The organism is Kitasatospora sp. NPDC015120, assembly GCF_043080305.1.
Classification (GTDB): domain Bacteria; phylum Actinomycetota; class Actinomycetes; order Streptomycetales; family Streptomycetaceae; genus Kitasatospora.
Map to the genome: position 1 here is coordinate 219,391 of NZ_JBIBVJ010000011.1, position 18,240 is coordinate 237,630.

An 18,240-nucleotide genomic window follows, 5' to 3' on the forward strand; every position below is an offset into this window, starting at 1 on the left:
CTGCACCGGGGGCCGGCACCCGGGGGGGGGCGGGCCCACGGGCCCCCCCCGGGGCCCCCCCCCCCCCCCCCCGCGGGGGGGGGGGGGGGGGGCCGGCCCCCCCCCCCCCGCCCCCCGACCCGCGAGGAACCCCGTGTCCAGCACCAAGCCCTGCTGCACCCCCGGCCGTGAGCCCGGCGGGTCCGCCGCCCGCACGATCGCGGCCCCCACCCTCGCCGCCGCCCCCGTCTCCCGGGTGGCCCGGCAGCTCACCGGTCTGCCCGGCGGGCGCTTCCTGATGGGCACCGACGACCGGCAGGGCTACCCCGAGGACGGCGAAGGGCCGGTGCGGGCCGTCGAGTTGAGCCCGTTCCGGATCGCGCCGACCACGGTGACCAACGCCGCCTTCGCGACCTTCGTCAAGGCCACCGGCCACCGCACCGAGGCCGAGACCTTCGGCTTCTCCTACGTCTTCGACGGCTTCCTGCCGGACCGGCTGGCGGCCGCCTCCCCGCAGGTGGCCGCCGTGCCGTGGTGGCGGGCGGTCGCCGGGGCGAGCTGGCGGGCGCCCGAGGGGCCGGGCTCCTCGGTCACCACCCGCCAGAACCACCCCGTGGTGCACGTCTCCTGGAACGACGCGCAGGCGTACTGCGCCTGGTCGGGCACCCGGCTGCCCACCGAGGCCGAGTGGGAGTACGCCGCCCGGGGCGGCCTGGAGCAGGCGCGCTACCCGTGGGGCGACGAACTCGCGCCGGGCGGGCGGCACTCGTGCAACATCTGGCGGGGCGTCTTCCCCACCGTGAACACGGCGGCGGACGGTCACCGGGGGACGGCTCCGGTGACCGCCTTCCGCCCCAACGGCTTCGGGCTGTACAACACCGTCGGCAACGTCTGGGAGTGGTGCGCGGACTGGTTCAGCCCGGACTTCCACCGCACCGGCCCGCGGCACGACCCGTCCGGCCCGCCCGAGGGCACGGCGCGGGCGATGCGCGGCGGCTCCCACATGTGCCACGCCTCCTACTGCAACCGCTACCGGGTGGCGGCGCGCAGCTCCAACACGCCGGACAGCTCGGCCGGGAACATCGGCTTCCGGGTGGCGGCCGACGCCGTCGCTTGACCTTGACACGGTGAGAAGGTCTTGGCTGGGGCCCAGGAGGTGGTCCCCATGACCGTGCCGCAGGAGAAGACGACCGCGATGCGAGCGTTCCGGGCGCTGGCGCACGCCGATGCCTCGGTCCGGCTGCAGGCCGCGCTGGCGGTCGGCTCCGCGCCGGACCCGGCGTTCGTCGGCGGGCTGGTCGGGCGCTGCGGGGTCGAGCCCGAGTTCTCCGTGCGGGAGATGCTGACCTGGGCGCTCACCCGCCACGAGCCGTCGGCGACCGTCCCGGCACTGCTCGCGGAACTGCGCTCGGACCGGGCCCGGGCCCGGAGCCAGGCGCTGCACACGCTGTCCAAGATCGGGGACCGGCGGGCCTGGCCCGCCCTCACCCCGGAGCTGCTCGCCGACGCCGACGACGAGGTGGCCAGGACCGCCTGGCGGACGGCGGTCGTCCTCGCGCCCTCGGGTGAGAGGCCGCGGCTGGCCGTAGAGTTGGCGAAACACCTCGGTCGCGGCGACCGCGGGACGCAGCTGAGCCTCAGCCGGGCGCTGGTCGCGCTCGGGGAGGCGGTGCGGCCGGCCCTGGAGGCCGCCACGACGGCTCCCGACCCCCGGGTGCGCACGCACGCACTGGCCACGGAACGGCTCCGGCAGGATCCGGAGGCCGGCTTCGAGTTCGCGGTCGAGGAGGCGAAGCGCATCGTGGCCCTGGGCGGGGAAGGACGGTAGCCGGTGCTGATCGGCGAGGTCGCGCGACGGTCCGGGGTCAGCGCCCGCATGCTCCGGCACTACGAGGCGCTCGGCCTGGTGCGGCCGACGGGACGGACCGACGGCGGCTACCGGGAGTACGCGGAGGAGGACGTCCGGCGGATCTTCCACGTCGAGAGCCTGCGCTCGCTGGGGCTGTCGCTGCGCGACGTCGGACGGGCGCTCGACGATCCCGGCTTCGCGCCCGCCGGACTCGTCGACGACCTCATCCGCGAGACCCGGCGGCGCATCGCGGCGGAGACGGAACTGCTCACCCGCCTGCGCCGGATCGACGCCGCCGGACCGGCCGGCTGGGAGGACGTCCTCCGGGCCGTCGCGCTCCTCCGGGCACTGGGGTCGAAGAGCCCCAGGACGCGCCAGCGCGCCGCCCTGGCCGCCGGCGAGGACGTCCCCGTGCCGGTGGAGGCGCTGGTCGAGGCGGTGCTGGCGGAGCGGGACGCGGTCGTCGCCGGGGCCCTGCGCTGGGCGCTGGCGCAGGCCGGGCAGGAGGCGGCGGCGCCGCTGGCGAAGGGGCTCGACGCGCCCTCGGGGCAGGTGCGCGAGCGCGCCGTCCGCGCGCTCGCCGAACTGCCGGGGCCCGCCGCCACCGCCCTGCTGCGCGACGCCCTCGACCACGCCGACCCGGTGGTCCGCCGCCATGCCGCCCTGGCGCTCGGCGCGCGGGGAGCGGGCGACGCCGTCCCTGCGCTCGTCGGGCTGGTCGTCGAGGGCGCGAACGACGTGGACGCGGCCGACTCCCTGGCCGCGCTGGCGGCCGGGCCCGCGTCGGCGGACCGGATCGCCGCCGCCCTCGTCGACCGGCTCGGCTCGGCCGCGATGGAGCAGCCCGCCCGCCGCCGTCTGGCCCAGGCCCTCGTGGACATCCCGGGCCCCGCGGCCACCGCCGCCCTCACCGCGCTGGCGGGCGACGAGGACCGCGCCGTCGCCCTCACCGCCGCCTACGGCCTCCGGCTGCGCGGCCGGGCCGGGGGGCCCTGAAGTCGCCGCCCCGCTCGGCCGCCCGGCCGCTGCCGTCGTGGACGGGGACCGCCGCCTGCGGCCTCCGGCGGTGCGGCCGGCTCAGGGGGCCCGGTCGCCGAAGGCGGCCGTGAACGCCTCGGTGATCAGCCCGGGGAGTGCCGTCCGGCCGTCGTCCTCGGCCCAGCGGACCAGGGCCGTGTGCAGGGCGGCCAGGCAGGCGCCGGTGGCGGCTCGGACGCGGAACGCGCTGTCGTCGCCGTCCCCGAGGGCGGCGGCGATCGCCTGCTGGAGGGCGTACTGGTTGTCGAGGTGCCTGGCCCGCAGCGCCGGCGTGGTGATCATCAGCTTCAGCCGGGCGAGCAGGAACCGGCCGTCGCCGGTCTCCGCCAGCTCCGCGGCGGCCCCGACGAGGGCCGTGCCGATCCGGCGGACCAGGGGCTGGCCGGCGGGGGAGGCGGCGATCCGCTCGGCGATCAGTTCGGCGTCTTGGCCCGCCAGGACGAGGTCCTCCTTGGTCGGGAAGTGCCGGTAGACGGTCATCGGCGACACCCCGGCCGCCTGCGCGACCTCGGTCACCGCCGTCGCGTCGTAGCCGCGCTCGGTGAACAGCCGCACCGCGTGGGACTGGATCAGACGCTGCGTCTCGGCCCGGCGTCGGGCGCGGAGTGTTGAGGGCTGCTCTGGCATGTGGTAGACCCTACCTGAATGGTAGTCACTACCACGTTTGGGGTGCGGGGATGAAGACGGCTCTTGTCACCGGGGCGTCGCGCGGAATCGGCCGGGCGATCGCGGAACGCCTGGCCGCCGACGGCGCGGCGGTCATCGTGCACTACGGCACCGACGAGGCCGGGGCGGCGGCGACCGTCGAGGCGATCGGGCGGGCCGGCGGCAGCGCGTCCGCCGTACGGGCGGAGCTGGGCACGGACGACGACGTCGACACGCTCTTCGCGGGCGTCGAGGCGGTGCTGGCCGGCCGCCCGCTCGACGTCCTCGTCAACAACGCCGCCGCTGCGCCGGCCGGTCCGCTCGGCGTCACGACCCGGGCGGAGTTCGACCACCTCTTCGCGGTGAACGTCCGCGCGCCGTACTTCACCGTCCAGCGCGCCCTGCCGCTGTTCCCCGACGGCGGCCGCGTCATCACGATCTCCTCCATGGCCACCCGGATGGCCAATCCGGCCCAGACCTCCTTCGCGATGACCAAGGGCGCGATCGAGACGATGACCCTGGCCCTCGCCAACGACCTCGGCACCCGCGCCATCACCGTCAACGCCGTGGCTCCCGGCGCCACCCGCACCCCGGCCAACGCTCCCGTCTTCGAAGCCCCGGGCCTCGCCGACAGCATCATCCGCTCCACCGCCCTCGGCCGCCTGGGCGCCCCGCAGGACGTGGCCGACGTCGTCGCCTTCCTCGCCTCCGACGCCGCCCGCTGGATCACCGGCCAGGTCATCGACGCCACCGGCGGCCTCTTCCTCGGCCCCCGCGCCTGACACCGCCGCGTGGACGCCGCCCGCTCGCGGGGACGTCCCCGCGAGCGGGCGGCCGGCGAGAACCGCCGGCCCGGTGCGGATCGGACGGCGGCGCCGGCCGGGTGGGGTGCTCGGGGTGGGCGGTCCCCCGGGTCAGTGGCTGCTCCTCAGGTTGAGGACGATGACGCCGGCGATGACCAGGGCGATGCCGAGCCACTGCCACCGGCCCAGGGATTCGCCGAAGGCGACGACGCCTATGCCCGCCACGGCGGCCGTGCCGGCGCCGGACCAGACGGCGTAGGCGACGGAGACCGGGATGTGCTTCAGGGCGCGGCCCAGGAGGACGAAGGAGAGGATGTAGCCGATGGCCACTCCCACGCTCGGCCAGAGCCTGCTGAAGCCCTCGGTCAGCTTGAGGCAGCTGGTGGCGCAGACTTCGCTGATGATCGCCAGGGCGAGGAGGACGTAGGGCACGGGGGTCAGACCCCGGGAGCGGCGGTGAGCTTCCCGAGCAGGGCCAGGTCCGCGTGCTCCAGGCTGTCCAGCAGGGTGACCCGGGCGTCGTCCGGGATGGGGACGTCGCTGGAGGGGACGGCGAGGACGGCGCAGCCGGCGGCGGTGGCGGAGGCGACGCCGGTGGGGGTGTCCTCGACGGCGACGCAGCTGGCCGGGTCCAGGCCGAGGCGGGCGGCGGCGGCGAGGTACGGGTCCGGGGCGGGCTTGGTGCGCGGGGTGTCCTCGGCGGCCAGGGTGACGGCGAACCAGTCGCGGCCGATGGTGCCCAGCACCATGTCGACGACCCGGCGGGGGGAGGCGGAGACCAGGGCGGTGGGCACCCGGGCGTCGCGCAGGGAGGCGAGCAGGGTGAGGGCGCCGGGGCGGGGGACGGTCTCGGCGGCCACCTTGCCGGCGAAGGAGTCGCCGAGGCGGGTGGCGAGTTCGGCCTCGGTCAGCGAGGTGCCGCTGACGCGGTGGAGGTGGGCGGCGGTGTGCTCGATCGCCCGGCCCAGCACCTCGGGGGCGTCAGTGTCGGTGAGGGGGTGGTGCAGTTCGTCGGCGAGTTCGGCGGCGGCCTGCCACCAGAGCTGCTCGGTGTCGACGAGGGTGCCGTCCATGTCGAAGAGGACGGCGGCGGGTGGGGGGGTTTCAGGCATGGCGGTACCTTCGGAGGAGGAGCACAGGAACAGTCAGACCGTACGACGGTCCACCAGGACCGGCCGCTCCGGGAGGGTGAGCGCGGCGCGCGAGCCGATCGGCAGGGCGGCGGCGTCCTCGGTGGGAAGGTCGGCCTTGACCTCGGTGCCGTCGTCCAGGCGGACGGTGAGGCGGGTGACGGCGCCCAGGAAGGACGCGGAGACCACCAGGGCCGCGCCCTGCTCGTCGGGCGTCAGCCGGACGTTCTCCGGGCGGACCAGGACGTGCAGCTCGCCGTCGGCGGGCAGGGCGCCGTCCACGGCGTGGCGGCGGCCGAGGACCTCGACGCCGTCGCCGGTGCGCGCGCAGGGGATGCGGCTCATGGTGCCGACGAACTCGGCGACGAACGCGGTGGCCGGGCGGGCGTACAGCTCGGAGGGGGTGGCGCACTGCTCCAGGCGGCCGGCGCGCAGCACGGCGACCCGGTCGGCCATCGACAGCGCCTCCTCCTGGTCGTGGGTGACGAACAGGGTGGTGATCCCCAGCTCCTGCTGGAGGCGGCGGATCTCCTCGCGCAGCGAGAGCCGCACCTTGGCGTCCAGCGCGGACAGCGGCTCGTCGAGCAGCAGCACCCGGGGCTGGAGGGCGAGCGCGCGGGCGAGCGCGATGCGCTGCTGCTGGCCGCCGGACATCTGGTGCGGGTAGCGGCCGGCGTGCTGCGGCAGGCCGACGAGTTCCAGCAGTTCCTGGGCGCGCTTGAGGCGCTCGGCCTTGCCGGTGCCGCGCATCCGCAGGCCGAAGGCGACGTTGTCGGCGGCGGTCAGGTGCGGGAAGAGGCTGTAGGACTGGAACACCATGCCCGCGTCGCGCTTGTGGGCGGGGATCGCGGTGATGTCCTGGCCGTCGACCAGGACCTGTCCGGAGTCGTGCTGCTCGAAGCCGGCCAGGATGCGCAGCGCGGTGGTCTTGCCGCAGCCGGAGGGGCCGAGCAGGGCGAGCAGCTCGCCGGGGTGGACGGTCAGGTCGAGGCCGTCGAGCGCGGTGGTGGCGCCGAACGCGCGGCGCAGGGAGCGGAACTCGACGGTGGCGCCGCCGGGGGCGAGGGGGACGCCGGCGACGGGGGCGGTGGCCGTGGTCATGATGGGTGACTCCGGGGGTTCAGGAGGTGGCGGTCTTGGTGCGGCGCTCACGGCCGGCGGTGGCCAGCAGGAGCAGCAGCAGCCAGGTGAGCAGCAGGCTCAGGATGGAGACCGCGACCGACATGTGGGCCTGGCTGTTGCCGACCGAGTAGATCCAGACCGGGAAGGGCTGGAAGCCGAGGATCGAGGCGGCGGTGAACTCGCCGAGCACCAGGGCCAGGGTGAGGAAGGAGGCGTTCAGCAGGGCCCCGCGCAGGTTGGGCAGGACGACGGTGAACACCGCGCGCGGCCAGCTCGCGCCGCAGTTGCGGGCGGCCTCGACCAGGGTGCGGACGTCCACCGAGCGCAGGCCGGCGTCCAGGGCGCGGTAGGCGAGCGGCAGGGCCATCAGCACGTAGGCGATGACCAGCACCAGCGGGAAGTCGGGGTCCTGGACGAACACGAAGGTCTGGAAGAACGGCGTGTCCATCAGGTAGTCCGGGCCCCAGCGGAGGACGCCGATCAGTCCGGCGGTGAGGGCGACCGGCGGGACGACCAGCGGCAGGGTGCAGAGCACGTCGACGACCGGGCGCAGCCGGGGCGAGCCGAGCCGCACGGCGATCAGCGCCGGGACGAGCAGGAGCAGCAGCACCAGGACGGTGACGACGGCGAGGCCGAGGGTCAGCCAGAGGCTGTCCAGGAAGCCGGGGGCGGAGAGCAGCCCGGTGTAGGCCTCGAAGGAGATGCCCTGCGGGTCGTCGATCGAGAACCAGAAGGAGGCCGCGAGCGGGACGACGAAGTACAGGCCGGCGAGCAGCAGCACGACGCCGCGCCACCAGCGCACCTTGGGCCGGCGGGACACCGCGGGGGCGGGGGTGGTCAGCTGAGCCATCGGGCGCTCCGGCGCTGGAGGGGGAGGTACACGGCCATCACCAGGACGGCCACGACGATCATGTTGAGGCTGAGGGCGAGGGCGAGGTTGCCCTGGCCGACCAGCACGTTGCCGGAGAGCGCGTCCGCGATCGAGCGGCTGACCAGCGGGACGGTCGCGCCGACCATGGCGGCGGCGGTGGCGTAGGCGGCGAAGGCGCTGCCGAACAGCAGCACGAAGCCGCCGAGCAGCGAGGGCGCCAGGATCGGCAGGGCCACGTGGCGCCAGTACTGGACGGTGGTGGCGCGGTTGTTCTGCGCCGCCTCGCGCCACTGGGAGCGCAGGCCGTCCAGGGCCGGGGTGATGGTGAGCACCATCAGCGGGACGAGGAAGTACAGGTAGACGACGGTCAGGCCGGTGAAGGAGTACAGCGACCAGCCGTGGTCGGTGAGGTGCAGCAGCTTGGTGATCTCGCCGGCGTTGCCGAGGGTGGCGACGAAGGCGAAGGCGAGCGGCAGGCCGCCGAAGTTGGCGAGCACGCCGGAGGCGGTGAGCACCGCCTGGCGCAGCCAGGTGCGCCGGGAGGTGACGACCGCCTGGGCGAGCGGCAGGCCGATCAGGGTGGCGAGCAGCGCGGTCAGCGCGGAGAGCTTGAGGCTGCTCAGCATGGCGGTCAGGTAGCCGCCCTGGAGCGAGTCCACCAGGTTGTCGAAGGTGAACTGCCCGGCGCCGCCCTCCGCGTCGCCGGAGGTGGTGAACGCGCCGATGACGATGGCGACGGTCGGCAGTCCGAAGCCGACCAGGAAGAACAGCAGCAGCGGGACGGCCGCGAGCCAGGAGGCGCCGCCGAGGCGGGCGAGCGGCCGTCGCCGGGGGGTGGGGGCGGTGGTGGCGGGGGTGGTCGTGGCGGTGGCGGACGCCCCCGCGCCGCCACCGGTGGCGGTGGCGGCGGGGGTGGTCGGCACCGGGGTGGGAGCCGTGGTCATGAGTGCCTTTTCTGAGCCCGGAGTGCGGTGCGCGGCGTGGGCGTCAGCCCGCGATGGCCTTGGTCCAGTTCTCGGTGACGACCTTCTTGGCCGCGTTGATCTGGTCGACGGTCGGGAAGGTGGTGAACGGCTTCTCGACGGCCGGCAGCTTGGCGGCGGCGGTGGCGTCCAGGGTGCCGTCCTTCTTCAGCGCCTCGAAGGTGGACGGGGTGGCGTAGCCGCCCAGGAAGAGGTTCTGGCCCTCGGCGCTGAACAGGTACTCCTGCCACAGGCGGGCGGCCGCCGGGTGCGGGGCCCACTTGTTGATGCCCTGGTTGTAGAACTGGGCGTAGGAGCCGTCAGCCGGGATCGAGACCTTCCAGTCGATGCCCTTGTCCTTGAACTCGTCGGTGTAGCCGGCGTTCAGGTAGGACCAGTCGATCGAGATCGGGGTCTCGCCCTTCTCGATGGTGGCCGGGGTGGACTCGACCGGGTTGAAGTTGCCGGACTGCTTCAGCTTGCCGAAGAAGTCGATGCCGGGCTGGATGTTGTCCAGCGAACCGCCGTTGGCGAGCGCGGCCGCGTAGACGCCGCCGAACGCCGAGCCGGACTTGGTCGGGTTGCCGTTGAGGGCGACCTGGCCCTTGTACTCGGGCTTGAGCAGGTCGGCGAAGGTCTTCGGGCAGTTGGCGATCTTCTTGGCGTCGCAGCCGATCGAGACGTAGCCGCCGTAGTCGTTGACCGCGGCGCCGTTCGCGTCCTTCATGGTGTCCGGCACCTTGTCGAAGGTGGTCACCTTGTAGGGGGCGAGGATGCCGTCCTTGACCGCCTGCAGGGCGAAGGCGCTGCCCAGGTCGACCACGTCGGGGGCGCGGTCCTGGCCCTTGCGGGAGTTGATCGCGTTGATCTCGTCCTGGCTGGAGCCGTCCGGGTTCTCCTCCTCGACCTCGATGCCGTACTTGGCCTTGAAGGAGTCGATGATCTTGCCGTAGTTCGCCCAGTCCCGGGGCAGCGTGATGACGTGCAGCTTGCCCTCCTTCTTGGCGGCGGCGACCAGGCCGTCCATGCCGCCGAAGTCGGCGGCGGAGGTGGCCTCCTTGGCGTCCTTGGCGCCGGCCTTGGCGGTGCCGCCGGACGTGGCGTTCGACCCGGCGGAGCCGCAGGCGGTGAGGGAGAGCGCGGCGGCGGTCAGGACGGCCGCGAAGGCGGCGGCGCGGACACGGTGCACGGTCACGGGGAAGTCTCCTGTTAAGGGGGCGTACTGCGAGGGGGCGTTCGCGGGGGGTTCCGCGGGCCTGCGTCTCGCGAAGGGCGGCGGGACGGCCGGGTGAGCGGCCGGTCGCCGTCGTCCGAGTTGACTAGCCAACTTCGCTGACGTGGGTAAGTACGCCGGAGCCCGGTGACGGGAAGGTGAACGGATGGCCCAGCCCCGGGGTCGGCTGCGGGAACGGTCGAATCGGGTCGCCGGCGGACCATCGGACAGGTGCGATGCTTCGGGAGCGCAGCGGGATAAGGTCGGGCTGTCCGGCGCCGTTCGGGGCTGCGCAGGACACCGCCCAGGAGGGACATTGACTGACGTGGCACTGGAGTCGGGGCGCCCGGGCGCCGGTTCGGAGGGGACTCCGGCCCCCGCGCCCGGAGCCGAGCGCGGGGCCGGTTCGCTCTACCGCAGGGTCGCCGCCGACCTGCGCGAGGCGATCACCACCGGCGCGTTCGGCGAGGCCGGACGGCTGCCCGCCGAGGGCGCGCTCGCCGAGCAGTACGGCGTCTCGCGCGGGACCGTCCGCCAGGCCCTCGCGGTGCTGCGCTCGGACGGCCTGGTCACCTCGCGCCGGGGCACCCGCCGGGTCGTGCTCGGCACGGCCCGGGTGCAGAGCTTCTCCGAACTGCTCAGCTTCACCCGCTGGGCGTACTCGATGGGCGAGGAGCCCGGCGGCATCCTCGACTCCATGGTGCGCCGCCCGGCGGACGCCGCCGAGCGCGAGCAGCTGCGCCTCGAACCGGGGGACGAGGTCTACGTCATGGTGCGGCTGCGCACGCTCTCCGGGACGCCGGTGATGGTCGAGCGGACCGTCTACCCGCCCCGGGTCGGCGAGATCGTCGCCGAGCTGCCGCCGGACGTCGTCTCGCACACCGAAGTCCTGCGCGAGCACGGGATCCTGTTCACCGACGCCGACCACACGATCGACATCGTCGCCGCCAACGGGGACGACGCCCGGCTGCTCGGCTGCCGGCGCGGCGGCCCCCTGCTGCGCGAGCGGCGGCGGACGACGGACCCGACCGGCACGCCGGTGGAGTGGTCCCAGGACCGCTACCTGCCCGGGACGGTGGCGTTCAGCGTGCACAACTCGCTTGCCACCTCGGCGCTTTCGCGGCACGCCCGGGACGTGGACTGACGGCGGGGCGTGGCCCGGCGGCGGGGCGGAAGGAGACGGAAGGGGCGGCCCGCCGCACGGACCGCCCCCCGTCCGGGCGATGACGGTCCGTCAGCGCATCAGCGAGGCCAGCAGCGGGAGGAAGTGCGCGAAGTCCGGTGTGACCGCGCCCGCCTCCTTGGCCTGATCGTCCCAGCGGCGCACCGCCACCGCGTCCGCCGCGCCCGGCCGGGCGGCGAACTCGGCGGCGGCCTGCTCGGACATCGGGCCGCCCTGCACCTGGAGGGTGTACGCGGAGGCCTCGGAGAGCTTCGCCCGGTAGTCCGGCTCGACCGCGCACAGGTAGCGCTTCGCCGCCACGTGCAGCCGGACCGGCTCGGTGACCTCCGGGCCGAACCAGCGGGCCAGCCGGTCGGCCCCGGTGTCGCTGTGGCGGTTGTCCTGGCCCTCCATCAGGTCGCGGCCGTGCAGCGCCCCGTGGAAGTGGCCGATGTCGTGCAGCAGCGCCGCCGCGACCAGGTGCGGGGCCGCGCCGGCCGCCTCGGCCAGCGCGCCGGCCTGCAGCATGTGCTCGGCCATGGTGACCGCCTCGCCCAGGTACTCCCCGGCGCCCTCGCCCGCGAACAGGGCGGCCAGTTCGTCCAGCGCGGCCGAACGGCGGTGCAGCACGGCCAGGGTGGAGGCGAGTGAGTCCAGGTCCGCGTAGCAGCCCTGGAGGTGGCGGCGGCCGTCCTGGGCGAAGGCGGTGCGGGCGTGCATCAGCCGGGTGTTGTCGAAGATCAGGCAGTCGCCCGGGTCCAGCCGGAACTCCAGCTGCAGCTCCGGGCGCAGGGTGATCGCGGCGAACGCCCGGTACGCGGCGTAGAACGCGTCCAGTTCGGCCGCCGGACCGCGCAGGGTGGCGATCGAGCGGTTGTTGAAGCGCACCTCGCGGATCCGGCCCCGCGGGTCCGTCCCGATCAGCGGCCGGTCGGCGCGCAGTTCGGCGGCGCGGTCGCGGAAGACGAACGGCACGGGGGTGCGGGTCAGCACCGCGAAGTGCTCCGGCGCCTCCGCGCGCAGCAGCGCCGCGGCCCGGAAGCCGTCCACCAGGCCGGAGTCCCCGCCGGTCGCCGAGTTCTCCAGGCAGTGCAGCAGCTGGATGGTCGGGACCGGGTCGCGGTACGGGTTGTCGGTGTGCGGGGCGATCGCGGCGCTGGTGAACGCGAGGTTGTTGGGGTCCGGTTCGACCCGGACGTCGAACAGCTCGCCGTAGTTGGTGACCCGCACGTGCCCGAAGGTCCCGGCGACGGCCAGCACCTGGCGCTCGCGCACCGGCACCCCGCGCAGCACGGCGAAGCCGTCGCGGCGCACGGCGGCCAGCACGGCGGCCTGCTCGGCCGGGTCGGCGAGGTACGCCTCCCAGTGGGCCTCCGGGATGCCCTGCGCGAAGTCCGCGGCCTCCCAGAGCCGCTTGTCCGCCTCCGTCCGCCCGTCGCCGTCCGCGTCCCGCGCCAGCCAGGCGGAGGGGTAGCGGGAGCGGTGGCCGTCCGACCAGAGCACCTCCAGGTGCCCGTCCAGCTCGGCCCGGGCGGCGATCGCGAGGTCGTCCGGCAGGTCGGTGATCTGGAACAGCTTCTGCCCGTTGCGCGGGTCGCGGCACTCCCCGCAGGGGCAGTTGTCGCGCAGCCAGTACGGCGACGGCTCGGTGGTCATGGGGTCTTCTCCTCGGCGGCGCGGGGGTCGAAGTTGTATAGCCAACTTCTCCGTCGCGCAGGAGCCTGCCGGGGGGTGGTGAGCCCGGGGTGCCGGGGGAGTGAACGGTGCGGGAACAGTGCCGGGCCGAACGCCCGGGACCGCGTCCGCCGGACGCCGGACGCCGGACCGCCCCGCCCGCTGCGGCGGACGGGGCGGTGCGGGGCGGACGGGGCGGGCCGGACGGGGGGTCCGGACGGGGGTCCGGACGGCGGTCGGGCGAGGTCAGACGGCCGCGTCCCAGGCGGCCTCGGCCGCGGTGAGGGCGGGGGCGGCGTCGGCGCCGGTGGCGGTGGCCAGGGCGGTGAGGGTGGCGCGGACGGTGCCGAGGGCGGCGGCGGGGCCGTAGTGGTTGACCCGCAGCATCCCGGCGGCCAGCGCGCCGCCGCCGGCCTGGACCGGGAGGGACGGGTCGAGGCGGCGCAGCTCGGCGGCGAGCGCGGTGGCGTCCAGGCCGGCCGGGGTGCGCAGGGTGGTGGCCACCGGCGCGGCGTGGGCGTCCGCCGGGACGAACGGGGTGAGCGTGCCGAGCGCCCGCACGCCCGCGCGGGTGGCGGCCGCGGCCGCCCGGTGGCGGGCGATGACGGCGGGCAGGCCGTCCGCCGCGATCCGGTCCAGGCAGGCGCCGAGCGCGAGCATCTCCAACTGCGCGGGCGCGTGCGGCAGGACGGTGCGCCCGGCGTCCGTCCAGCGCTCCTTCCAGTCCAGCAGCGAGAGGTAGGAGCGGCGCGGGGCGGCCGGGTTGGCGGTGATCCGCTCCCAGGCCCGCGCGGAGACCGAGACGGCCGAGACGCCGGCCGGCCCGCCCATGGCCTTCTGCCCGCCGATCACGCACAGGTCCACGCCCCAGGCGTCGGTCAGCAGCGGCTCGGCGGCCACCGAGGCGACCGCGTCCACCATCAGCAGCGCGCCGTGCTCGCGCACCACGGCGGCGATCTCGGCGACCGGGTTGGTGTTGCCGGTGGCGGCCTCGGCGTGCACCAGCGAGACGAAGTCGATGGCCGGCTCGGCCGCCAGCGCCTCGGCGACCTGCCCGGCGCTCACCGCGCTGTCGAACGGCACGGCGAGGTCGACGACCTTCGCGCCGCAGTCGCGCAGCCAGTTGCCGAAGGTCTGGCCGTACGGGCCGGTGACGATGTTGAGCGCGGTCGAGCCCGGGTGCGCGGCGCCGCGGATCGCGGCCTCCAGCGGCAGCAGTGCCTCGCCCTGGGTGACGATGACGTCGGCGGTGGTGTGCAGCAGCGCGGCGACCTTGTCCTCGATCTCCGCGAAGTCGGCGGCGCTGAGCGGGGGCAGGTCGAGGAAGGGGCTCACGGTCTCTTGGCCTTTCGAGGGGGAGGCGGGGGGCGGAGCGGTACGGGCCGGCAACGAGTCTGCCTCATCCTCGCTGCTTACAGGGAACGGCGCCGTCGGTAGAGTGCGGCCATGAGCATGGGCGCGGTGCTGCACGTCAGGGGTCGGGTGCTGGTCGGTCCGGAGGACGTCCGGGACGAACTCTGGGTGGTGGACGGCCGGGTGACCTTCTCCCGTCCGACCGCCGTCGGCGCCGGTTCCGCCGAGGTCCGGACGGTGGAGGGCTGGGTGCTGCCCGGCCTGGTGGACGCGCACTGCCACGTCGGCCTGGACGCGCACGGGGCCGTCGACGCCGCCACCAGCGAGAAGCAGGCGCTCACCGACCGTGACGCCGGTACCCTGCTGATCCGCGACGCCGGGTCCGCCGCCGACACCCGGTGGATCGACGACCGCGAGGACCTGCCCCGGATCATCCGGGCCGGCCGGCACATCGCCCGCACCCGCCGCTACATCCGCAACTACGCGCACGAGATCGAGCCCGGCGACCTCGCCGCCTACGTGCGCGCCGAGGCCCGGCGCGGCGACGGCTGGGTCAAGCTGGTCGGCGACTGGATCGACCGCGACCGCGGCGACCTCGCCGCCTGCTGGCCGGGCGACGCGCTCGCCGAGGCGATCGCGGCCGCGCACGAGGAGGGGGCCAGGGTCACCGCGCACTGCTTCGCCGCCGAGTCGCTGCCGGACCTGCTGGCCGCCGGGATCGACTGCGTCGAGCACGCCACCGGCCTGACCGAGGAGCTGATCCCGGTCTTCGCCGAACGCGGGGTGGCGATCGTTCCGACCCTGGTCAACATCGCGACCTTCCCCCGGCTGGCGGCCGGCGGCGAGGCCAAGTTCCCGGCCTGGGCCTCCCACATGCGCCGGCTGCACGAGCGCCGCTACGACACCGTGGGCGCCGCGCACGACGCCGGCATCCCGGTCTACGTCGGCACGGACGCGGGCGGCTCGCTGGCCCACGGCCTGGTCGCGGAGGAGGTCGCCGAGCTGGTGAAGGCCGGGCTCACCCCCGCCGAGGCGCTGTCGGCGGCCACCTGGGGGGCGCGCGCCTGGCTGGGGCGCCCCGGTCTGGAGGAGGGCGCGCCGGCGGACTTCGTGGTGTACGCGCACGACCCGCGCGCCGACGTCCGGGTGCTGGCCGATCCCCGGCTGGTGGTGCTGCGCGGACGCCCGGTGGCGTGAGCGCCGCAGAGGCCCCTCCGGTGTGATCATCTCGGTGAACGGCCTGTCGGCGTAGGCCGATAGGGTTACGCCCATGGCACCGCGTCCACTGAACGAGATCGTCGAGCCCGGATGGGCCACCGCGCTGGAGCCGGTGGCCGGGCGGGTCGCCGCGATGGGCGACTTCCTCCGCGCCGAACTGGCCGCCGGCCGCACCTATCTGCCCTCCGGCCCGAACGTGCTGCGCGCCTTCCAGCAGCCGTTCGCCGAGGTGCGGGTGCTGATCGTCGGCCAGGATCCGTACCCGACCCCCGGCCACGCCGTCGGCCTGAGCTTCTCGGTGGGGGCCGACGTGCGGCCGATCCCGGCCAGCCTGGTCAACATCTTCCAGGAGTACGGCGCCGACCTCGGCCTCCCGCAGCCGTCCAACGGCGACCTCACCCCGTGGACGCGGCAGGGCGTGCTGCTGCTGAACCGCGCCCTGACCACCGCCCCGCGCAAGCCCGCCGCGCACCGCGGCAAGGGCTGGGAGGAGGTCACCGAGCAGGCGATCCGCGCCCTGGTGGCGCGCGGCGGCCCGATGGTGGCGATCCTCTGGGGCCGGGACGCGCGCAATCTGCGGCCGCTGCTGGGCGAGATCCCGGCGATCGAGTCGGCCCACCCGAGCCCGTACTCGGCGAGCGGCGGCTTCTTCGGCTCGCGCCCGTTCAGCCGGGCCAACGAGCTGCTGGTGCGGCAGGGCGCGCAGCCGGTGGACTGGCGCCTGCCGTGATCCGGCGGTTCCGGCCGGGCGCGCCTTAGCAGACCCGGGTCGGCGCGGAGCGTCGTCTTCACCCCAACGGGTGAAATGACGCTCTGTATGACTGGTATGACAGAGCGTTTGAGAAGACTGGCGGCTCATCCTTTCATCCGTGGGGGTACCGCCATGTCTTCTCGACGAATCGTTTCCGCAGCCGCCGCCGTCGTGGCCTGTGCCGTTCTCACCGCTCCGCCCACCTGGGCCGCCGAGCCCGCGCCCGCCGCCCCGGCGACCGGCTCGCCCGCCGGCTCGCCGGGCAAGGCGCGCGCCGTCACCGCCGAACTCGACCTGGACGTCCGGCTGTTGAACAACGCCGTGGACGTCCCCGTCGACGTCGCGCTCAACAAGGTCGAGTCCCCGGCCCAGCGCGAGGGCAGCGTCCTCACCGCCACCGTCGACGGCGTCGACCAGAGCGGCCCGGTGACCCTGGTGAAGGCGGAGGCCGGCAAGTCGGTGACCACGCTGGACGCCAAGGCCGCCACCGCCTCCGTCACCCTCGCCGACGCCGAGGTGCACGCTCCCGGCCTGCCCGGTACCACCCTGCTCGGCTTGGAGGCGCTCAGCGCCACCGCCACCTGCCCCGTCGACGGCAAGCCCGCCGCCGACGTGGTCGCCCCCGCCCGGCTGACCGTCCTCGGCAAGCCGGTCACGGTCAGCCTGTACGGGCCGACCACGGTGGACGTGCCGCTGGTCGGCAGCGTGACGGTGGAGTTCTCCAGGAAGGCCACCACCTCGACGACGGCCGCCGCCTCCGCCCTGGAGGTCAAGGTCGCGGTGGACCCGCTCGACCTCAACGTCGCCAAGGTGACCGGCACCGTCACGGTCGCGTCGGTGAGCTGCGAGAAGCCCGTCCCGGCCGCCCCGACGGCCGCGGCCACCCCTGCGGCCGCCTCCGCCCCCGCCGCCACGGCGACGGCCCCGGCCGCCCGGCCCGTCGCGGACGCCACCGCGTCCGCCGCTCCGACGGCGGCGGCGACGGCCACGGCCACCGCTCCGGCGACGGCCGCCGCCGCGGCCCGCCCGAGCGCGTCCCCCTCCGCCACCCGCGCCCCCGCCGCGCCCGACAGCCTCGCCTCCACCGGCGGCAACGCCGCCACCCCCCGGCTCGCCGCCGGCGCCGCCGCCCTGCTCGCCGGGGGCGGCTGTGCGGTCTGGGCCACCCGCCGCCGCCGGGCCGCCGCCGCCCCCGCCCACGCCCGCCGGCGCTGACCTCCGGCCCCACGGGTGCGGGAGTGCCACCGGCGGCACTCCCGCACCGTGACCGTGCCAATGCGGACGGTTGGTTCACATGCGCGTTACACGAGAGGAACAACCGGGAAACGGCGGCTTGCAACGCTACGCGGGCACCCACCACTCAGTTTGCGAGGTACACCGCCGTGGCAATCAAGGCCGAGTACATCTGGATCGACGGCACCAAGCCGACCGCCAAGCTCCGCTCCAAGACTCGTGTCCTGCCGAACGCGGACAAGATCCCCACCTGGGGCTTCGACGGTTCCTCCACCAGCCAGGCCGAGGGCCACGCCTCCGACCGCGTGCTGGAGCCGGTGCGCGTCGTCCCGGACCCGATCCGCGGCGGCGACCACATCCTGGTCCTCTGCGAGGTCAACGAGACCGACGGCACCCCGCACGCCTCCAACACCCGCGCCCTGCTGCGCGCCGTCGCCGAGCAGTACGAGGCGCAGGAGTCGATCTTCGGCATCGAGCAGGAGTACACCTTCTTCAAGGGCTCCCGCCCGCTCGGCTTCCCCGAGGGCGGCTACCCGGCCCCGCAGGGCGGCTACTACTGCGGCGTCGGCGCCGAGGAGGTCTTCGGCCGCGAGATCGTCGAGCTGCACCTCGACCGCTGCATCGAGGCCGGCCTGGCCATCTGCGGCATCAACGCCGAGGTCATGCCCGGCCAGTGGGAGTTCCAGATCGGCCCGGTCGACGCCCTGAAGGTCTCGGACGACATGTGGATCGCCCGCTACCTGCTCTACCGCACCGCCGAGGAGTTCGGCATCGACGCCACCCTCGACCCGAAGCCGGCCCGCGGCGACTGGAACGGTGCGGGCGCGCACACCAACTTCTCGACCAAGGCGATGCGCGAGAACTACGACGCGATCATCACCGCCTGCGAGTCGCTCGGCGCCTCCCAGGAGAAGGTCCTGGAGCACGTCACCCAGTACGGCGCCGACATCGAGCTCCGCCTGACCGGCAAGCACGAGACCGCCCCGTGGAACGTCTACTCCTACGGCGTGTCCGACCGCGGCGCCTCGGTCCGCATCCCGTGGCAGGTCGAGGTGGAGCAGAAGGGCTACATCGAGGACCGCCGCCCGAACGCCAACGTCGACCCCTACGTCGTCACCCGGCTGCTGATCAACACCTGCTGCGCCGCCCTGGAGAAGGCCGGCCTGGTCTGATCCGCCCCCGCACACGCCCGCAGGGCCTCCCCACCTCACCGGGGAGGCCCTGCGGGCGTTCTCGC

General features: G+C 74.9%; 18 protein-coding genes. 9 read left to right on the forward strand and 9 right to left on the reverse strand.

Going from position 1 to position 18,240, the window contains the following annotated elements; translation table 11 throughout:
* The first annotated feature begins 133 nt into the window (after positions 1-133).
* Genes ACF1AK_RS24255 through ACF1AK_RS24265 form a run of 3 tightly spaced genes read left to right on the forward strand, consistent with a single transcriptional unit; the run spans position 134 to position 2,824 of the window.
* Positions 134-1,096, forward strand: a complete 963-nt coding sequence (locus ACF1AK_RS24255) for a formylglycine-generating enzyme family protein (RefSeq protein WP_391500916.1) — start codon at positions 134-136, stop codon at positions 1,094-1,096.
* Positions 1,097-1,144: 48 nt separating this feature from the next.
* Positions 1,145-1,807, forward strand: a complete 663-nt coding sequence (locus ACF1AK_RS24260) for a HEAT repeat domain-containing protein (protein ID WP_391500917.1) — start codon at positions 1,145-1,147, stop codon at positions 1,805-1,807.
* A 3-nt stretch (positions 1,808-1,810) separates the two neighbouring features.
* A complete protein-coding gene (locus tag ACF1AK_RS24265; RefSeq protein WP_391500918.1) occupies positions 1,811-2,824 on the forward strand; it encodes a HEAT repeat domain-containing protein in 1,014 nt (337 codons plus the stop codon).
* Positions 2,825-2,905: 81 nt separating this feature from the next.
* Here the strand turns inward: ACF1AK_RS24265 and ACF1AK_RS24270 are convergent, their stop codons facing one another.
* Positions 2,906-3,493, reverse strand: coding sequence for a TetR/AcrR family transcriptional regulator (locus ACF1AK_RS24270; protein ID WP_391500919.1), 588 nt, complete (start codon positions 3,491-3,493; stop codon positions 2,906-2,908).
* Between the two features lie 50 nt (positions 3,494-3,543).
* On the opposite strand from ACF1AK_RS24270, the gene ACF1AK_RS24275 reads away from it, so the two are divergent.
* Positions 3,544-4,293, forward strand: coding sequence for an SDR family oxidoreductase (locus ACF1AK_RS24275; protein WP_391500920.1), 750 nt, complete (start codon positions 3,544-3,546; stop codon positions 4,291-4,293).
* Between the two features lie 132 nt (positions 4,294-4,425).
* On the opposite strand, the gene ACF1AK_RS24280 is transcribed toward ACF1AK_RS24275, so the two are convergent.
* Genes ACF1AK_RS24280 through ACF1AK_RS24305 form a run of 6 tightly spaced genes read right to left on the reverse strand, consistent with a single transcriptional unit; the run spans position 4,426 to position 9,594 of the window.
* Positions 4,426-4,746, reverse strand: coding sequence for a DMT family transporter (locus tag ACF1AK_RS24280; protein WP_391500921.1), 321 nt, complete (start codon positions 4,744-4,746; stop codon positions 4,426-4,428).
* Positions 4,747-4,751: 5 nt separating this feature from the next.
* Positions 4,752-5,426, reverse strand: a complete 675-nt coding sequence (locus ACF1AK_RS24285) for an HAD family hydrolase (protein ID WP_391500922.1) — start codon at positions 5,424-5,426, stop codon at positions 4,752-4,754.
* 33 nt (positions 5,427-5,459) lie between these two features.
* On the reverse strand, positions 5,460-6,545 hold the full coding sequence (locus tag ACF1AK_RS24290) for an ABC transporter ATP-binding protein (RefSeq protein WP_391500923.1): 1,086 nt from the start codon (positions 6,543-6,545) through the stop codon (positions 5,460-5,462).
* Positions 6,546-6,564: 19 nt separating this feature from the next.
* On the reverse strand, positions 6,565-7,416 hold the full coding sequence (locus ACF1AK_RS24295) for an ABC transporter permease (RefSeq protein ID WP_391500924.1): 852 nt from the start codon (positions 7,414-7,416) through the stop codon (positions 6,565-6,567).
* On the reverse strand, positions 7,404-8,381 hold the full coding sequence (locus ACF1AK_RS24300; protein WP_391500925.1) for an ABC transporter permease: 978 nt from the start codon (positions 8,379-8,381) through the stop codon (positions 7,404-7,406). The genes ACF1AK_RS24295 and ACF1AK_RS24300 overlap by 13 nt, the downstream gene beginning before the upstream one ends.
* A gap of 43 nt (positions 8,382-8,424) precedes the next feature.
* On the reverse strand, positions 8,425-9,594 hold the full coding sequence (locus ACF1AK_RS24305; protein ID WP_391500926.1) for an ABC transporter substrate-binding protein: 1,170 nt from the start codon (positions 9,592-9,594) through the stop codon (positions 8,425-8,427).
* A 343-nt stretch (positions 9,595-9,937) separates the two neighbouring features.
* On the opposite strand from ACF1AK_RS24305, the gene ACF1AK_RS24310 reads away from it, so the two are divergent.
* Positions 9,938-10,756, forward strand: coding sequence for a GntR family transcriptional regulator (locus ACF1AK_RS24310; protein WP_391500967.1), 819 nt, complete (start codon positions 9,938-9,940; stop codon positions 10,754-10,756).
* 90 nt (positions 10,757-10,846) lie between these two features.
* On the opposite strand, the gene ACF1AK_RS24315 is transcribed toward ACF1AK_RS24310, so the two are convergent.
* Both ACF1AK_RS24315 and ACF1AK_RS24320 read right to left on the reverse strand, forming a co-directional pair.
* Positions 10,847-12,430 carry a phosphonate degradation HD-domain oxygenase gene (locus tag ACF1AK_RS24315; RefSeq protein ID WP_391500927.1) on the reverse strand — a complete coding sequence of 528 codons (1,584 nt, stop codon included), beginning with the start codon at positions 12,428-12,430 and terminating at the stop codon, positions 10,847-10,849.
* Positions 12,431-12,694: 264 nt separating this feature from the next.
* Complete coding sequence (locus ACF1AK_RS24320; RefSeq protein WP_391500928.1) at positions 12,695-13,783, reverse strand: pyridoxal-phosphate-dependent aminotransferase family protein; 1,089 nt, start codon at positions 13,781-13,783, stop codon at positions 12,695-12,697.
* 111 nt (positions 13,784-13,894) lie between these two features.
* Between ACF1AK_RS24320 and ACF1AK_RS24325 the strand changes: the two genes are divergently transcribed.
* The 4 genes from ACF1AK_RS24325 (at position 13,895) to glnII (ending at position 18,175) form a co-directional block, all read left to right on the forward strand.
* Positions 13,895-14,998 carry an amidohydrolase family protein gene (locus ACF1AK_RS24325; RefSeq protein WP_391500929.1) on the forward strand — a complete coding sequence of 368 codons (1,104 nt, stop codon included), beginning with the start codon at positions 13,895-13,897 and terminating at the stop codon, positions 14,996-14,998.
* Between the two features lie 73 nt (positions 14,999-15,071).
* The gene (locus tag ACF1AK_RS24330) at positions 15,072-15,749 is read left to right on the forward strand and encodes a uracil-DNA glycosylase (RefSeq protein ID WP_391500930.1); all 678 of its coding nucleotides are present in this window, start codon (positions 15,072-15,074) and stop codon (positions 15,747-15,749) included.
* 153 nt (positions 15,750-15,902) lie between these two features.
* Positions 15,903-16,985 carry an SCO1860 family LAETG-anchored protein gene (locus tag ACF1AK_RS24335; RefSeq protein WP_391500931.1) on the forward strand — a complete coding sequence of 361 codons (1,083 nt, stop codon included), beginning with the start codon at positions 15,903-15,905 and terminating at the stop codon, positions 16,983-16,985.
* A 167-nt stretch (positions 16,986-17,152) separates the two neighbouring features.
* Complete coding sequence (gene glnII, locus ACF1AK_RS24340) at positions 17,153-18,175, forward strand: glutamine synthetase (RefSeq protein ID WP_391500932.1); 1,023 nt, start codon at positions 17,153-17,155, stop codon at positions 18,173-18,175.
* Positions 18,176-18,240: the final 65 nt, after the last annotated feature.

Excerpts from the sequence above, each read along its gene's own strand:
- ACF1AK_RS24290 (WP_391500923.1), bottom strand. The coding sequence starts at position 6,545 with ATGACCACGGCCACCGCCCCCGTCGCCGGCGTCCCCCTCGCCCCCGGC.
- ACF1AK_RS24275 (WP_391500920.1), top strand. The coding sequence starts at position 3,544 with ATGAAGACGGCTCTTGTCACCGGGGCGTCGCGCGGAATCGGCCGGGCG.
- ACF1AK_RS24295 (WP_391500924.1), bottom strand. The coding sequence starts at position 7,416 with ATGGCTCAGCTGACCACCCCCGCCCCCGCGGTGTCCCGCCGGCCCAAG.
- ACF1AK_RS24260 (WP_391500917.1), top strand. The coding sequence starts at position 1,145 with ATGACCGTGCCGCAGGAGAAGACGACCGCGATGCGAGCGTTCCGGGCG.
- ACF1AK_RS24325 (WP_391500929.1), top strand. The coding sequence starts at position 13,895 with ATGAGCATGGGCGCGGTGCTGCACGTCAGGGGTCGGGTGCTGGTCGGT.
- ACF1AK_RS24285 (WP_391500922.1), bottom strand. The coding sequence starts at position 5,426 with ATGCCTGAAACCCCCCCACCCGCCGCCGTCCTCTTCGACATGGACGGC.
- ACF1AK_RS24330 (WP_391500930.1), top strand. The coding sequence starts at position 15,072 with ATGGCACCGCGTCCACTGAACGAGATCGTCGAGCCCGGATGGGCCACC.
- ACF1AK_RS24270 (WP_391500919.1), bottom strand. The coding sequence starts at position 3,493 with ATGCCAGAGCAGCCCTCAACACTCCGCGCCCGACGCCGGGCCGAGACG.
- ACF1AK_RS24300 (WP_391500925.1), bottom strand. The coding sequence starts at position 8,381 with ATGACCACGGCTCCCACCCCGGTGCCGACCACCCCCGCCGCCACCGCC.
- ACF1AK_RS24335 (WP_391500931.1), top strand. The coding sequence starts at position 15,903 with ATGTCTTCTCGACGAATCGTTTCCGCAGCCGCCGCCGTCGTGGCCTGT.
- ACF1AK_RS24315 (WP_391500927.1), bottom strand. The coding sequence starts at position 12,430 with ATGACCACCGAGCCGTCGCCGTACTGGCTGCGCGACAACTGCCCCTGC.